General features: G+C 43.8%; 12 protein-coding genes and 5 tRNA genes. 10 read left to right on the forward strand and 7 right to left on the reverse strand.

What is annotated here, in order from left to right; translation table 11 throughout:
* Positions 1 to 52 precede the first annotated feature (52 nt).
* Entirely contained in the window at positions 53 to 1,024 is a 972-nt protein-coding gene (gene rluC / locus ACYVGZ_RS00800; RefSeq protein WP_460749832.1) for a 23S rRNA pseudouridine(955/2504/2580) synthase RluC, read from the forward strand.
* On the opposite strand, the gene ACYVGZ_RS00805 is transcribed toward rluC, so the two are convergent.
* From ACYVGZ_RS00805 to glyA, 4 genes are all read right to left on the reverse strand, one after another.
* Positions 997 to 2,133: a GGDEF domain-containing protein gene (locus ACYVGZ_RS00805; RefSeq protein ID WP_460749834.1), complete on the reverse strand. Its 1,137-nt coding sequence runs from the start codon at positions 2,131 to 2,133 to the stop codon at positions 997 to 999. The genes rluC and ACYVGZ_RS00805 overlap by 28 nt on opposite strands.
* A 260-nt stretch (positions 2,134 to 2,393) precedes the next feature.
* Positions 2,394 to 5,261: an aminomethyl-transferring glycine dehydrogenase gene (gene gcvP, locus ACYVGZ_RS00810; RefSeq protein ID WP_460749837.1), complete on the reverse strand. Its 2,868-nt coding sequence runs from the start codon at positions 5,259 to 5,261 to the stop codon at positions 2,394 to 2,396.
* Between the two features lie 71 nt (positions 5,262 to 5,332).
* Positions 5,333 to 5,716, reverse strand: coding sequence for a glycine cleavage system protein GcvH (gene gcvH / locus ACYVGZ_RS00815; protein WP_460749839.1), 384 nt, complete (start codon positions 5,714 to 5,716; stop codon positions 5,333 to 5,335).
* A gap of 58 nt (positions 5,717 to 5,774) precedes the next feature.
* Positions 5,775 to 7,052: a serine hydroxymethyltransferase gene (glyA, locus tag ACYVGZ_RS00820; protein ID WP_460749841.1), complete on the reverse strand. Its 1,278-nt coding sequence runs from the start codon at positions 7,050 to 7,052 to the stop codon at positions 5,775 to 5,777.
* Between the two features lie 366 nt (positions 7,053 to 7,418).
* Here glyA and gcvT point away from each other — a divergent pair, with 366 nt between their 5' ends.
* The 4 genes from gcvT (at position 7,419) to ACYVGZ_RS00840 (ending at position 10,998) form a co-directional block, all read left to right on the forward strand.
* Positions 7,419 to 8,516 carry a glycine cleavage system aminomethyltransferase GcvT gene (gene gcvT, locus ACYVGZ_RS00825; protein ID WP_460749844.1) on the forward strand — a complete coding sequence of 366 codons (1,098 nt, stop codon included), beginning with the start codon at positions 7,419 to 7,421 and terminating at the stop codon, positions 8,514 to 8,516.
* Positions 8,517 to 8,610: 94 nt separating this feature from the next.
* A complete protein-coding gene (locus tag ACYVGZ_RS00830; RefSeq protein ID WP_460749847.1) occupies positions 8,611 to 9,147 on the forward strand; it encodes an elongation factor P hydroxylase in 537 nt (178 codons plus the stop codon).
* Positions 9,128 to 10,261, forward strand: coding sequence for a 4-phosphoerythronate dehydrogenase (locus tag ACYVGZ_RS00835; protein WP_460749850.1), 1,134 nt, complete (start codon positions 9,128 to 9,130; stop codon positions 10,259 to 10,261). The genes ACYVGZ_RS00830 and ACYVGZ_RS00835 overlap by 20 nt, the downstream gene beginning before the upstream one ends.
* Before the next feature lie 14 nt (positions 10,262 to 10,275).
* Complete coding sequence (locus ACYVGZ_RS00840; RefSeq protein WP_460749853.1) at positions 10,276 to 10,998, forward strand: flagellar brake protein; 723 nt, start codon at positions 10,276 to 10,278, stop codon at positions 10,996 to 10,998.
* 60 nt (positions 10,999 to 11,058) lie between these two features.
* On the opposite strand, the gene htpX is transcribed toward ACYVGZ_RS00840, so the two are convergent.
* The 3 genes from htpX to ACYVGZ_RS00855 form a co-directional block, all read right to left on the reverse strand.
* The gene (gene htpX / locus ACYVGZ_RS00845; RefSeq protein WP_460749855.1) at positions 11,059 to 11,937 is read right to left on the reverse strand and encodes a protease HtpX; all 879 of its coding nucleotides are present in this window, start codon (positions 11,935 to 11,937) and stop codon (positions 11,059 to 11,061) included.
* 75 nt (positions 11,938 to 12,012) lie between these two features.
* Positions 12,013 to 13,233: a pyridoxal phosphate-dependent aminotransferase gene (locus ACYVGZ_RS00850; RefSeq protein ID WP_460749858.1), complete on the reverse strand. Its 1,221-nt coding sequence runs from the start codon at positions 13,231 to 13,233 to the stop codon at positions 12,013 to 12,015.
* Between the two features lie 112 nt (positions 13,234 to 13,345).
* The gene (locus tag ACYVGZ_RS00855) at positions 13,346 to 13,915 is read right to left on the reverse strand and encodes a YajG family lipoprotein (protein ID WP_460749860.1); all 570 of its coding nucleotides are present in this window, start codon (positions 13,913 to 13,915) and stop codon (positions 13,346 to 13,348) included.
* 131 nt (positions 13,916 to 14,046) lie between these two features.
* Here ACYVGZ_RS00855 and ACYVGZ_RS00860 point away from each other — a divergent pair.
* The 5 genes from ACYVGZ_RS00860 (at position 14,047) to ACYVGZ_RS00880 (ending at position 14,613) form a co-directional block, all read left to right on the forward strand.
* A tRNA-Glu gene (locus ACYVGZ_RS00860) sits at positions 14,047 to 14,122 on the forward strand.
* A 58-nt stretch (positions 14,123 to 14,180) separates the two neighbouring features.
* Positions 14,181 to 14,255, forward strand: a tRNA-Gly gene (locus ACYVGZ_RS00865).
* 32 nt (positions 14,256 to 14,287) lie between these two features.
* Positions 14,288 to 14,363: transfer RNA gene (locus tag ACYVGZ_RS00870), tRNA-Glu, on the forward strand.
* Positions 14,364 to 14,430: 67 nt separating this feature from the next.
* A tRNA-Gly gene (locus ACYVGZ_RS00875) sits at positions 14,431 to 14,505 on the forward strand.
* A 32-nt stretch (positions 14,506 to 14,537) separates the two neighbouring features.
* Positions 14,538 to 14,613, forward strand: a tRNA-Glu gene (locus tag ACYVGZ_RS00880).
* Positions 14,614 to 14,658: the final 45 nt, after the last annotated feature.

Genomic DNA, 14,658 nt, shown 5'->3' on the forward strand with positions numbered 1-14,658 from the left:
TATAGCAGTAAAAACTAAGTGCTTCAATTATAAAGGAAAGCAATATTTCGTTATGGCGAATTTAGAGCAAAAAAATGGCGATCGTCCAGCCGTCCGTTACGTCACAATTGATGATAATCATGTGCAACAGCGAATTGATAATTTTTTGGTAACCTTTTTAAAAGGGGTTCCAAAAGGGAAAATCTATAACCTGTTACGTAAAGGGGAAATTAGGGTTAATAAAAAGCGCACCAAACCCGACTATCGTTTACAAATTGACGATATCGTCAGAATCGCTCCCATTGCAATCGCACCCGTTGCAGATAAGCCTACCTTATCAGAAAAGCTTAAGAGCGACATTGAAGCTCGAATTGTATTTGAAGATAAAGGGTTGATAGTCGTAAACAAACCATCTGGGTTAGCGGTTCACGGTGGCAGTGGATTAAGTTTTGGTCTAGTGGAAGTTATTCGCCAAATGCGACCGCAAGAAAAGTTTATTGAGCTTGCTCATCGGCTTGATAGAGACACATCAGGTCTGATCATGATTGCAAAAAAACGTGCCGTTCTAAAGGAATTACACCAAGCCCTTAGAGAAAAGGAAGGGATTCAAAAGACCTATCTCGCGCTCGTATATGGTGGCTGGCCAAAGCGTAAATCCCAAGTGAATGCACCGCTCCTTAAAAATGAACTTCGTTCTGGAGAGCGGGTCGTAAAGGTTCATCCGGATGGCAAAGAAAGTCTGACCCGATTTAAGCTTGTGAGACAATTTGAAGGTTATAGTTTAGTGGAATGTGAACCCGTTACGGGACGAACCCATCAAATTCGGGTTCATACTTTACATGCGGGTTACCCCATTGTTGGAGACGATAAATATGCACCAAGCGAAGATTTAAAACAGACAAAAGAGTTAGGTTTTAAGCGCTTGTGTTTGCATGCTACTAGACTGGACATCACTCATAATGGTGAGCGTTTGCTTTTGGAAGCACCGCTAGACGACGAATGGCAAAAACTTATGAATCAAAAATTGGTAGGCTTGTACTCATAATCGCTTTGTTGGTGAGAGCTCATAATACAATTTCGGCCATTATTCTTAGCTTGATACAAGAGGATGTCGGCCTGCTTTAGGGCATCTATTTGAGTGAAGTGTTTTTCAACTTGAGTGATGCCCGCACTGAAAGTAATCTTGTCATGGTCAAACCCCACGTTAGCCAATTGATCAGCTAATTCCTGTAAGTTCTGCTTTGCCTCTTGGCAGGTCATTGGCAACAGTAAAACAAACTCTTCACCGCCTAGACGAATGGGTAGACTTTGTGTTTTTGCGGCGTGAACCTTTAACAGATCGGCGAATAAGACCAGTACATTATCTCCATAAGCGTGCCCCCATTGATCGTTTACTCTCTTGAAATAATCAATGTCTAAAATCGCCAGACAAAAGGGGTGCTTCTCTTCTTGCCAGTATGAAAAGTCTTGATCGAGAATGCGTCGATTAAATAATCCTGTTAGGGAGTCATGTTCCGATAAAATTCGCAACTGCTCAGATAAGCTGTCTGATTTAGCCTGTTCAAGTTTAAAGTGTTCGGCATTGCTCTTCATGAGCAATAATAAGATGACGCTTACAATGGCGTAGGTTACAAATAGGTCAATCATTAATAGTTGGTTATTTGGATGCTGATATATGAATTCTGGGTACTGTATTTCAATCCAGATCAAAGGTGGTACTAAACCAATAGTAAGAAGTTGTGCAGCCACTCTGTAGCGCCCAAAATGTCGAAATGCTACAGACAGATACACCAGAGTAGTCAAGCAAATAAGATAAGTAGGGCCGTTGGAGCCACCGTTTGACACCCAATTACTGGGTATTGCTAATACCGGCAGCATGAACATAAAAATAATTGCCATGTTAGAAAACTGATTTTTCCAACGCGATTGGTACCAGATATATGCAAGAGTGGAACTTAACAGGACCTGGAAAAGAATGTTTAAAGTGCCTGATAGCTCAAGAGCGAGATTAAATAAGGCGGCAAACCCATACCCTAAGCTTGTCGTTACCAGCACTGCGTGGTGAGTGTACTGGCTTGGCTGGTTTTTATTGCCCAAGAAGAAGTGGCGAAACGATAACAGGGTGTTTTTATGACTAGGCAACGAATCTTTCATTTAGAAATGCTCAATGACGTGGGGTATCAGAGTTGGATTTTAGAAAAACTTATGGCCAAGTGCCGCAATAGAATCCTGACAAAAAGTTAATTTATGTGCCTATTGATTACAAAAATTAACACAATGAAAAGCATTGAAACGTAAAATTTAAGTTAATGGCCAGGATACGGCATAAAAGCTTTGTAACTGAATGTAAGTGGAAGTTTGCCCGGATATAAAAAAAGCGAGCCTGAGCTCGCTTTTTTTATATTGCTTTAATTCTATTGGTCTTCGTAGCTATCAATGGGTGGGCATTCACAGAACAAGTTACGATCTCCGTAAACATTGTCTATGCGACCAACTGGCGGCCAGTATTTGCGTCCTTTGATCCAGTTTAATGGGTAAGCTGCTTCGTTACGAGTATAAGCATGCTGCCACTCATCGATCAGTAAACACTCAGCAGTGTGAGGTGCGTTCACTAGTGGGTTGTCCTCTAATGGCCACTTACCTTCTTGTACCAGACTGATTTCATGGCGTATTTGAATCATTGCATCGCAGAAGCGGTCTAGCTCTTCTAAGTTTTCAGATTCAGTTGGCTCTATCATTAACGTGCCAGCCACAGGGAAGGACATCGTTGGGGCATGGAAGCCAAAATCCATGAGGCGTTTTGCGATATCTTCTTCACTGATACCGGATTCCGCCTTTAGTGGGCGTATATCAATAATGCATTCATGGGCTACTGTGTCGTTTTTGCCTGTATACAAAACAGGGTAGTGATCAGTCAGTCGTTTTGCCACATAGTTAGCATTCAGTATTGCATTGTGGGTAGCTTCTTTAAGGCCAAGGTCGCCCATCATTTTGATGTACATCCAAGTGATCACTAAAATACTGGCACTACCATAAGGCGCTGCTGATACTGCCCCTTGTTGTTCCTGTTGTTGTATGACAGGAGTTACGCTGTGGCCTGGCAGGAATGGTGCAAGGTGAGACTTAACACCGATCGGGCCCATACCAGGACCGCCACCACCATGAGGAATGCAAAAGGTTTTATGTAGATTAAGGTGGGAGACGTCTCCACCAAAGCTGCCAGGAGGCGCTATACCTAACAAGGCATTCAAGTTTGCGCCGTCAATGTAAACTTGGCCACCAAACTTATGCACAATGTCACACACTTCGCGAATGTGTTCTTCAAACACACCGTGTGTAGAGGGGTAAGTGGCCATGATACAAGAAAGTTGTGCGGCATGTTTCTCAGCTTTTTCGGCCAGATCAACAAGATCTATGTTACCGCTCTCGTCGCACTTAACAATGACCACTTTCATGCCAGCTAGTGCCGCAGACGCTGGGTTTGTACCGTGAGCTGAACTTGGAATTAGACAAATGTTACGATCATTGTCTCCACGAGATTTATGATATTTGTCAATGGCGATCAAGCCTGCATACTCACCTTGAGCACCGGAGTTAGGCTGTAAAGAAACTGTATCATAGCCCGTTGCTTTAGAGAGCATCTGAATCAATTCATCTAATAGTTGATGATAACCAGCAACTTGGTTGTTTGGTGCGAATGGATGAATGCGACCAAATTCGGCCCAAGTAACAGGGATCATTTCAGACGCGGCATTGAGTTTCATGGTGCAAGAACCCAGTGGGATCATGCTTTGGTTTAGCGCAATGTCTTTAACTTCTAGCTGATGCATATAACGCATCAATTCGGTTTCACTATGGTGGCTGTTAAACACAGGGTGAGTGAGGATTTCATCTTCACGTAGCATGGCGCTGTCGAAACCATAGCCCGTGTTACCCGTAAGAAGGGCTTCGATGCTTGTTGTGATGCCAAAAATAGAGCATATATCAACAAGGTCTTGTATTTCGGTTGTCTCACTTAGGGAAATGGAAATTTGTGTATCAGAATATTGATAGAAGTTGATCAGTTGAGCTTCGGCATTTGCAAGTAGCTCATTGGTTTTTGGCCCAGTTTCTAGTACCAAAGTATCAAAATAATGGTTGTTGGTGCGGATGCCTGCTTGTTGTAATTGCTGAGCCAGTAAATGGGTGAAAGAGGCAACGCGATTCGCTATTTTGGTCAGCCCTTTAGGTCCGTGGTAAACCGCGTAAAACCCCGCCATCATGGCTAAGAGGGCTTGAGCAGTACAGATGTTAGACGTGGCTTTTTCACGACGAATGTGTTGCTCACGAGTTTGCATTGCCATTCTTAATGCTGGTTTACCGTGGCTATCTTTAGACACACCAATAACACGGCCAGGCATAGAGCGTTTATAAGCATCTTTAGTCGCTAAGAAAGCCGCGTGTGGGCCACCAAAGCCCATGGGTACACCAAATCGTTGAGCGCTACCAAATACAATGTCTGCGCCCATGCTGCCTGGTGACTTTAATAGCACCATAGCTAATAAATCAACCGCGATACTGACCAAAGCTTTTTGTTGGTGAATGCTCTCAATAACAGGAGTAAGGTCAGTCACTTCGCCATTGATACCCGGATATTGAAGGATAGCGCCAAAAATATCGTATTGCTCGATATTGCTAACCGAGTCGACAATGACTTCTATTTCTAATAGTTCAGCACGGGTTTTAACCACATCAATCGTTTGTGGTAAGCAATGATCAGCAACAAACAGTAAATTTGATTTTTTACGATTCGAACGCTTCATCAGTGTCATGGCTTCAGCAGCTGCTGTTGCTTCATCGAGTAATGAGGCGTTTGAAATTTCCATACCAGTAAGGTCTATAATGACCTGTTGGAAATTTAATAAGGCTTCTAAACGGCCTTGTGAGATTTCTGGTTGATAAGGTGTGTAGGCAGTGTACCAACCAGGGTTTTCTAGTAGGTTGCGAAGAATTGGCGCAGGTACGTGAGTATCGTTATAGCCCATACCAATAAAAGAGCGAGCGACTTTGTTTTTGCTGGCAATATTCTTCAGTTCAACTAACGCTTGCTGCTCCGAAACTGGGGGAGTAGTTAAATCTAAATTTGCTTGGCGAATGGCTTGCGGAACGGTTTTTTCAATCAGTTCTTCAAGAGACTGAACGCCAATGGTTTCAAACATGGTTTTTTGCTCGGCGGCGTCAGGGCCAATATGTCGGCCAGCAAATTCATTATTACTCAATAAATCGCGGATACACGAAGTCATAGTCATTACCTACTAGAGAATAAAACAGAGAATGCGCACCCCAGGTAAGGGGTGCGTGTAGCTAAAGGGTATTACTCGATAGAGTCAGAGTATGCAGACGCACTTAGTAAGTTGTCTAACTCTGAAGGATCGCTTAATTTAATTTTTGCAATCCAAGCGCCTTCAAAAGGTGCTTCGTTGATCAATTCAGGTTGGTCGTCCAGGTCTTCATTAACCTCAACTACTTCACCGGAAACTGGTGCATAAATATCGGAAGCGGCTTTAACAGATTCAACCAAAGAAAATTGTTCTGTTGCCGTTGTATCCATGCCAACTTCTGGTAACTCAACGTATACCACATCGCCAAGAAGGTCTTGAGCATGGTCAGTAATACCAATTGTTACCGTACCATCGCCATTATCAAGAACCCACTCATGAGACTCAGCGTATTTTAGGTTTTCTGGAATTGAGCTCATTATTTACTCCCTTTATTTAAGAAAAAACCCAAGCATGTTGGCATGCTTGGGTTAGTGTTTAACGGTAAAGTGGGAAGCGAGCACACAGTTCTTTTACTTCAGCAAGAACGCGAGCTTCAACTTCAGGGTTGCCTTCAGGCATTTCTACCAGACCGTCTAGTACATCACTGATTAAGTGACCGACTTTACGGAATTCTTCCTCACCAAAACCACGAGATGTGGCAGCCGGTGTACCAATACGAATACCTGAGGTAATCATTGGTTTTTCAGTATCAAAAGGAATGCCGTTCTTATTACAAGTAATGCCTGCGCGTTCTAGAGCTTTATCGGCAACATTACCTTTCAGGCCTTTAGGGCGAAGGTCAACGAGCATTAAGTGGTTATCAGTACCACCCGTTACAATATCGCAGCCTCGTTCAATCATGACTTCGGCCAAAACTTTTGCATTGTTAACGACACGGTCGATGTACTCAGCAAATTCAGGTTTCAACGCTTCGCCAAAGGCAACAGCTTTACCTGCAATCACGTGCATTAATGGGCCGCCCTGGTAGCCTGGGAATACAGCAGAGTTGATTTTCTTGCCAAGATCTAGGTCATTGGTCAAGATCATTCCGCCACGTGGACCGCGCAGTGTTTTGTGAGTTGTGGTGGTAACAACGTGAGCGTGAGGCAGAGGAGATGGGTGAGCGCCTGTCGCTACTAGGCCTGCAATGTGTGCCATATCAACAAATAAGTAAGCACCTACCTTGTCAGCAATTTCACGGAAGCGCTTAAAGTCGATAACACGTGGAATAGCAGAGCCACCAGCAATAATCATTTTTGGCTTGCACTCAAGTGCTTGCGCTTCAATGGCATCGTAGTCAATCAACAACGTATCAGGATTGACTTGGTATTGTACGGCATTAAACCACTTACCAGATTGTGCTGGTGGCGCTCCGTGAGTTAAGTGACCACCCGCATCCAAAGACATGCCAAGAATCGTATCGCCTGGTTGTAGTAGTGCTAGCATAACTGCGCCGTTAGCTTGAGCGCCTGAGTGTGGCTGAACATTAGCGAACTCACAGTTAAATAGTTTTTTGGCACGATCAATGGCCAATTGCTCAGTGGTATCTACCGCTTCACAACCACCGTAATAACGACGGTTAGGGTAGCCTTCAGCGTATTTATTGGTAAGTACTGAGCCTTGTGCTTCTAATACAGCTTTAGAAGTAATGTTTTCAGAAGCGATCAATTCAATGCCTACTTCTTGACGCTCTTGTTCTTCAACAATAGTGGCAAAAAGTTCAGGGTCACGATCAGCAAGAACTTGGCTGAAAAAGGCTTCGGTATTGGCCATGGGTTAATTCCTCTTAATTAAACAGATATGTCTAAAGATGAAAGACATTAAGTCGCGCACATAATAGCACTTTGCGCTTCGTATAAGAATGAAAAAAGATCATCTTATAAGGACTTAAGGTCATTTAATGCCCTTGATTTTTTTCTATCATAGTTAAAAAGTTTCCAATTGGAAACTAAATTTTTCGAAAACCTAAAAATTTTCCGTAAGGTTGTTGTTGACCAACTGTTCAAGTTTTATCTACTGCATAAGAAATAAAGAGATAAATATCTTTCTAATTCACTTGTCAAAGCAGTCAGTTTTTAGCTACTCTGTTTCCAATTGGAAACAAAACTTGTTTAACTGACGAATAAGGTTGGATGAAATATGAAGCGCACTGCCTTTTATGAACAGCACCTAGCAGCAAATGCACGCATGGTTGAATTTGCCGGTTATGAAATGCCAGTCCAATATCCATTGGGGGTAAAAAAAGAGCATTTATGGACTCGCGCAAATGTCGGTTTGTTTGATGTCTCTCATATGGGGCAGGTCATCATTAAGGGTGACAATGTTAAACACGATCTAGAGACATTGTTACCAGTGGATGTGGTAGGTTTGAAAGAAAATAAACAGCGTTATGGTATTTTCACAACTCCCGAAGGTGGAATCAGTGATGACCTTATGTTTGCTAACTGGGGCGATAGCATTTACATGGTTGTGAATGCGGCTTGTAAACAGCAAGATATCGCTTATCTGCAAGCGCAGCTGAAAAACTGCCAAGTGCAAGAGTTGAGCGATCGTGCTTTGTTGGCGATTCAAGGCCCTAAAGCCCGTGAGGTTTTTGCGCGCCTAATCCCGGATGTGGCAAACATGGTGTTTATGGATAGCTTGAAATTCACGTGGCAAGACATCGAGTTGTGGATCAGTTGTTCTGGTTATACAGGAGAAGATGGTTACGAAGTATCCGTTCCTAATGAGTACGCACAACGTTTCTCTGAGGCGTTATTAGAGCATGCCGAAGTTGAATGGATTGGCTTGGGAGCACGAGACTCTCTTCGTTTAGAGGCGGGCTTGTGTTTATATGGTCACGATATTGATCTTAACACGACACCAGTTGAAGCAAACATTAGCTGGGCAATACAGAAAATCCGCAGAACAGATGGCGCTCGTGAAGGGGGCTTCCCAGGGGCTGATGTTATTTTGCCGCAATTTGGTTCCACGCCAGCTAGAAAGCGTGTTGGCTTCTTGGTTCAAGGTAAAGCGCCCGTTCGTGAAGGGTGCTCAATTGTTTTAGAGTCGGGGGACGTGGTAGGGACAGTAACCAGCGGTGGTTTCGCCCCTAGTTTGGAACAACCCATTATCATGGCTTATGTGCAAACAGAAATGCTAGAAAATAAGGCGTTATTTGCGCTTGTTCGTGGCAAGCAGATCCCACTAAAGCCTTCCTCTATGCCATTTCTAGCCGCTAATTACTATCGGGGCTAATTGGGTTCTTTAAGGCGCTATTCTTATTCTAGCTATAGCGCCTATTGACCGACCTATGTAATAATTTGTATCCGTTTTACTTGAGGTACGTCGGGTGCATTCCCAGCAAATAGTTCAGGCTTTTCAACAATGTTTTGCTAAAGCCTATCATACCTGCCTAATAGCCGGCGCTGATGAACCGCTATATTTGCCAGCAAAAGGTGAACTCGCGGCCCGTATTTTTTTTCGCTCAGATTACAGTTCAAGCGCTCTGCATGAGGTCAGTCACTGGTGTATTGCTGGTGAAAAGCGCTTGCTGTTAGAAGACTACGGCTACTGGTACGAAGAAGATAACCGCGACTTGGCTATGCAGCAAGCGTTTGAGAAAGTTGAAGTCAAACCACAGGCGGTGGAGTGTGTGTTGCACTGGTCAGCCAACATGGACTTTCGAGTGAGTTTGGACAACCTGTCTTTACCTGACCATGACCCTGCCCCTTTTCATCAGGCGGTTATGCATCAGGTGGCTAACTACTTATCCCATGGTTTGCCTAAGCGAGCAGAAATCTTTGCCAAACATTTATTTGAACTCAATTTTCCTAATTTAGATTTTAATTCGTATATGAAGAATAAATATGAAAATAGTTGCCGATGAAAATATGCCAAATGTAGAGAAAATCTTCTCTCATTTGGGGGACGTGAGGCTCGTCCCAGGAAGACAGCTTAGTTCTGAGCAGGTTAAAGATGCCGATATACTTTTAGTTCGATCTGTTACTAAGGTGAATGAGGCTTTACTAAAAAATACTAAGATTCGGTTTGTTGGTAGTGCCACCATCGGAGTTGATCATATTGACCTAGACTATCTCGCCAGTCAAAACATCGCTTTCGCAAGCGCTCCTGGCTGTAATGCTCAGGCGGTTGCCGATTATGTATTTAGTGCATTGAGTTATTTATATTTCACTAAGCAATGTTGCTGGTTGGGTAAAACAATTGGCATTGTTGGTTATGGTAATGTCGGGCGCAGTGTCTATAAGAGATTTGCGGCATTAGGCTGTGATGTGAAGGTGTATGATCCCCTAATAAACTGTAGAGAAGAAGCCAACCAAACCAGTCTGGAAGACGTTTTTACATGTGATATTGTGTCTTTACATGCCCCGTTAACACGAAGTGGGGCTTTTCCAACCTCTCATATGGTCGATTCTAAGTTGCTGGCAAGTTTGCCAGCCAATGGAACTCTTATTAGTGCCGGAAGAGGGGGGGTTATCAACGAAGAGGCGCTACTTGCAGAGTATGGAAAACGTTCTGGAAAGCTAAACCTGGTGTTTGATGTCTGGCAAGATGAACCTAATATCAATGCAGAATTAATGTCGAAAGTCGACATAGCAACCCCCCACATTGCTGGTTACAGCAAGCAAGGACGTGAGAAGGGGACTTGGATGGTTTACCAAGCTCTATGTGATTACTTAGCTGTTACGACAGAGCGTTTCACTCTCAATGAGGCGGTTAGCCAAGGCTGGGTTGAGCAGCTCTACTTGCTTGGAAGTGAATTTAATGAAGAACTTGTGGCGCGAGCTATTCATGGTATTTATGATGTAGCGAGAGATGATGCTAGAATGCGATACCAGTATCGGCATCATGCCTCTTCAACTATATTTGATTGGTTAAGAAAAAACTATGTTGAAAGGGATGAGCTAAATACCGTATCCATTTCAGGATTGCGGCAAGGAGTGAGCATAAAAATGAAAGAGTTAGGCTTTAACGTTAAATAATTATTAGGAATACTATGGCAGGTGTTAAACAGGTTGACCTAAGTGAGCTTGATGTTCCAATGGGGACTGCAGTGCAGCTAGAGTTTATTTCGCCCCCTGGGCGGCATATGGTAAAAGTATTGGGGGGGATTCCTGGGTCATCGCTCATCTTATCTTGCCCAAAAGTTAAAGGTAAAAATATTTTAGTGCGGGAAAGCCAGTTGGTAAATGTCCGCCTTATGCTGTCTACGCAAGTTTGTGCTTTCGCAAGTAAAGTGGCTAAGAGTTATTTAGAGCCTGCCGCTCACCTTCATATTGCTTACCCCGAGTATGTTGAGACTTCCACTGTGCGTCAAACCGTCAGGGTGGAAACCTATTTAGTCTGTAATCTCGAGCCCAATGAAAGTGAAAACACCATTCCAGATTCAAATATCGGCATTGTGGTGGATCTGAGTATGGGAGGAGCAAGGTTAGTTTCAAAAGAAGATTTTGGGGTGGTAGGCGACAGTATGGAGATCGCCTTCAATTTACGCATAGGGGATTTCAACCACGTTATTAAAACCAACTGTGAAATTAAATCCCAAAACATCGAGATGTTAGAAGATCTGCAGTCGTCGCTGGTGGAAAGTGACTTCTTAAATCGCATGGGAGCCGATTTTTTCTATGTTTATGGTGTGAGCTTCTCAGAGATCGGCAAAGAATTGGTGATACCATTAACGGCTTATATATTAGAGACTCAACGTAACAGGATTCGTTAGGTTATATTTTAAATTTGCCGATGCTAAGCCCCTAGCGTACACCGTTAGGGGCTTTTTAGTTTATAAGCTTTGTAGAGCTTTTATGCGGTCATTAATAGGTGGGTGGCTAGAAAATAGCTCGCCAAGTGTGGGGCGCTTACCGCTGCGAATACCAAATGCTAGCATGGAGTCAGGCATTCTGCTTTCTTCGTGCTCTTGTTGGAGCCTTGCAAGCGCAGCGATCATGGCGCCCTTGCCTGCGAACCTAGCGCCGGCTTCATCGGCTTTGAATTCACGTCGTCTTGAAAACCACATAACAATCATCGAAGCCAAAATGCCAAATAAGATTTCAAATACAAAGGTGGCGATGTAGTAACCAAAGCCAACTGACCCTTCGTTATCGTCTTTGCGTAAAAACTGATCCACTGCATAGGCGGCAATTCGGGCAAAAAACATGACAAAGGTGTTTACTACACCTTGAACCAACGACAGGGTAACCATGTCGCCATTAGCAACATGACCGATTTCATGGGCAAGTACTGCTTTAATCTCATCAGGTGGAAAGCGTTCTAGCATGCCGCTTGAAACCGCAACAAGTGCTGCGTTCTTATTCCAGCCTGTGGCGAAAGCGTTAGCGTCATGAGACGGGAAGATGGCCACTTCAGGCATGGCAATTCCGGCTTGATCAGACAGCTCTTTAACCGTATCTAACAGCCAAACCTCTTTATGATTTCTTGGTTGCTCAATGACAACGGCTCCAGAACCTCTTTTCGCCATAAACTTAGACATAAATAAAGAGATGAAACTACCAGTAAAGCCGAATACCCCGCAAAAAATGAGCAGTGAGGTGAAGTTGAGCCCTTGGCTGGTCATGTAGCCATTAACACCTAATAAGCTAAGCACAATGCCCGCCACCACCATGACTGCTAAGTTGGTTAAAATGAAAAGTAAAATACGCATTTGTATGCTCCTAAGTGAATACTAAGGAGCATATTATGGGTAAATGTCGTAAATACAAGCGCTAAAAAAAGGAAATTAGCGTCTTCTTAAACGGGCTAAAAAGGCGTCGAAACGTTCCATAGCCGGGGCAAGATCTTCCACATGAGGTAGAAAGACAAAGCGAACATGATCTGGAGTCGGCCAGTTAAACCCCGTACCTTGAACGATCAAGACTTTTTCTTCTTGTAAAAACTTAAGAACGAGATCCATGTCGTTTTGAATCTTGTACATCTTGGGGTCTAACCGTGGAAACAGGTATAAAGCCCCTTCAGGCTTGTGGCAATGAACCCCTGGCATAGCATCAAGAGCCTCCCAGGCAACCTTGCGTTGTTCGTACAAGCGGCCAGAAGGTGCGGTAAGCTCATTAATGGTCTGGTAGCCTCCTAACGCGGTCTGTACAGCATGTTGGGCTGGTACATTAGCGCATAAGCGCATTGAGCTAAGAATGTCGATGCCTTCAATATAGTCCTGAACCTGACTTAAGTTGCCTGTTGCAATCATCCACCCAGACCGAAAGCCAGCGGTGCGGTATACTTTAGATAAACCGCCAAACGTAAAGCAGGGCACTCTGCCTTCTGTTAGTGTCGCTGTCGGGATGTGCTGGGCTTCATCATAAAGAATCTGATCATAAATCTCATCAGAAAAGAGTACGAGGTTGTGCTCTTCAGCTAGATCAACTAATTGCTCTAATACTTTTTTACTGTATACCGCTCCCGTGGGGTTGTTCGGGTTAATAATGACGAGGGCCTTCGTTTTGTTAGAAATTTTAGCTCTTATGTCTTTAATGTCAGGTTGCCAGCCAGCTTCTTCGTCACACAGATAATGCTTAACATAGCCACCTGATAAGGTGGCCGCAGCAGTCCATAATGGGTAATCTGGTGCTGGGATCAATATTTCATCGCCGTCATTCAATAGGCCTTGCATAGCCATGACGATCAGCTCACTGACGCCATTTCCCATCCAAACGTTGTTTACGTCTGCATTTCGAATGCCCATGGCCTGATATTTTTGCATCACTGCTTTTCGCGCGGAAAACAACCCTTTTGATTCACAGTAGCCCTGCGCACTAGGTAGATTACGGATTACATCAACCAGGATTTCATCGGGGGCTTTAAAGCCGAATGGGGCAGGGTTACCAATATTAAGTTTTAAGATGCGTTGACCTTCATCCTCCATACGCATGGCCTCTTTTAAAACCGGGCCGCGAATTTCATAACAGATATTGGCTAATTTATTGGATTTGCGTATTGGCTCCATGTGTCCTTCTATGTTCGGCAAATAAAAATTCAGTTTACACCTTAGCCCACCCTTGTGGGAGCGGTTTTTTGCAGCAACATTAGGTCGCTGCAAAAATACCCGCTATTTACACTTATTTTAACAAAGTCAGTATGTTCGGGTCTTTTAATAAGCGGTTAACTGTTTGTGTCACCAGCTCATTCATATCCGCTTCAATCGTTTTCTGATAAGGCATGGTGCCATACTCAGTAATTTTTTGAGAACCAAAGTTGGCTGTATAAGTTTGTCCTTTGGATTGGGTGGTGGCTTTTAACTCAAAATCTAAGGTGGCAACGGTCTTAAGTGTCTCTACCTTAGTGACGTAATGCATTTTGGTGATACTAATGTCGATAGAAGAGGCAGGTAAAAGTCCTTGGTCAGGAGTAAAGCCTTGCTCTTTCAAGCCTTGTAATATGCCTTGGCGAATAGAAGTCTGATAATCATTGGCGGTGAAGATTTTTGCGTGTTCTTTTAAGCCAGTGTTGATTTCGCCCACTTGATTACCTAAATCGCTATTCACACTGACCTGTATCACTTGGTTATTTGATAGCTGCTGATTTTCAACACTTACTTCAGGCACTATGTTTATGTAGTGGGTGGTTGTGCAACCAGCTATTAAAGCAGAAGCTCCTGCCAAGAGGATGATCAGTTTCTTCTTCATCATGTGATTCTCCAATTCTATTGATTTTTAAGTAAGTTTTTGGGGTTCGATGTAAAATAATTTAAAAAATATGTTGATTTTCAGATTAGTAACAGTAATATACGCACCCGCTTACACAGCAAGGCGTTTATGTTGTCCCATTCGTCTAGAGGCCTAGGACACCGCCCTTTCACGGCGGTAACAGGGGTTCGAACCCCCTATGGGACGCCATCTTTTCATAGAGGTGGCTTGTTCGTCTAGATTGTTAGTGTAACTTTGCAATAAATTTGCGGGAATAGCTCAGTGGTAGAGCACAACCTTGCCAAGGTTGGGGTCGCGAGTTCGAGCCTCGTTTCCCGCTCCATTCTTTGTATCAATTGATATAAAGAACTATGTGTCCCATTCGTCTAGAGGCCTAGGACACCGCCCTTTCACGGCGGTAACAGGGGTTCGAACCCCCTATGGGACGCCAATCTCTTTTGAGATGACCGCTTACTCTGATACTAGCGATAGAGCAGGGTGGCAAGCTAAAGTGTTTTGCGGGAATAGCTCAGTGGTAGAGCACAACCTTGCCAAGGTTGGGGTCGCGAGTTCGAGCCTCGTTTCCCGCTCCATTCTTTGTATCAATTGATATAAAGAAATATGTGTCCCATTCGTCTAGAGGCCTAGGACACCGCCCTTTCACGGCGGTAACAGGGGTTCGAACCCCCTATGGGACGCCAATCTCTTTTGAGATGACCGCTTACTCTGATACTAGCGATAGAGCA

The sequence above is a fragment of the Marinomonas epiphytica genome, from assembly GCF_054780655.1.